Here is an 887-nt window from a genome sequence, read left to right on the forward strand (position 1 = left end):
TCTCTTTCTCCATGAGGGCGTTGGCGATACACCCGGCAAAATAGCTTTTCCCTGTGCCTGCCATGCCCCATAACAGGTAGCCGATATTTGTGGTTTTCATTTCCTCCCAACACTCCACATAGGCATGGGCTTTGTGCATTTGGGGGCATTTGCCATTGTCGTTCTCAAACGTCCATTCTCTCATAGCCGGGTCGGTAAAGCCGATTCTTTTCAGCCGTTCCACTTCCTCCCGGTGCTTGTATTCCCGGTGGCTGGCTTCCAGCGTTTCCCGGCGTTTTCTCTGGCAGTCACATTCTTTGGGGTGTCGGTCACGCCCGAAAAAGGTCTTGCCCTCCGGGAAGTAGGCTTCTTTGGGCTGGCGGCAGCTCCCGTAATATAAAAGCCCGTCCTCCCCGGTGTAGTCCTCCGGCTCTGCTTCCTGTGCCGTGGCAAGCCGGAAAATGGCGTTATCGTAATCACTCATAAAATCGTCCTCCTTGTTCATGGTCTTTTACGCCCTGTTTACGGGGCGTTGTGTCTATGCGGTCAAAGGCTCTCGCCCTCTTTGTAGGAATAATCGGGGATTCCTTTCTTTCCTGTGCCTTTCCTGTCACGTTTTGCCCACATACGGACAGCGGCGGCATGGTTGGCGTACACTTTCCCGTAGGCGGCTATGTACTCGCTTAATTCCTCAATGAACCGTTCCAGCCTGTCCGGGTATTCCCCTTTCAGCTCCGCATACTCGGATTCGGAGAGGAAAAGGTTTTTATATCTGCCAAAGGGTGCGGGCTGCTCCCCACTCACTCCTTTTCGTTGGTTCTCTTTTAGTTGGTTTATAGTAAGTTGGTTAGGGGTCGGTTTTCCGTCCAACGCAAAGGTCGGTTTTCCGTCCTTATGAGGGTCGCTTT

The 887-nt window shown here is 52.6% G+C and carries 2 pseudogenes; both read right to left on the reverse strand.

The window, feature by feature from the left end:
* Positions 1-463: pseudogene (locus D1646_RS07790) on the reverse strand (ATP-binding protein); the annotation flags it as partial.
* Between the two features lie 62 nt (positions 464-525).
* Positions 526-887, reverse strand: a pseudogene (locus D1646_RS07795) (replication initiator protein A); the annotation flags it as partial.

Origin of the sequence: Pseudoflavonifractor sp. 60 (genome assembly GCF_009911645.1) — a bacterium.
Classification (GTDB): domain Bacteria; phylum Bacillota; class Clostridia; order Oscillospirales; family Oscillospiraceae; genus Lawsonibacter.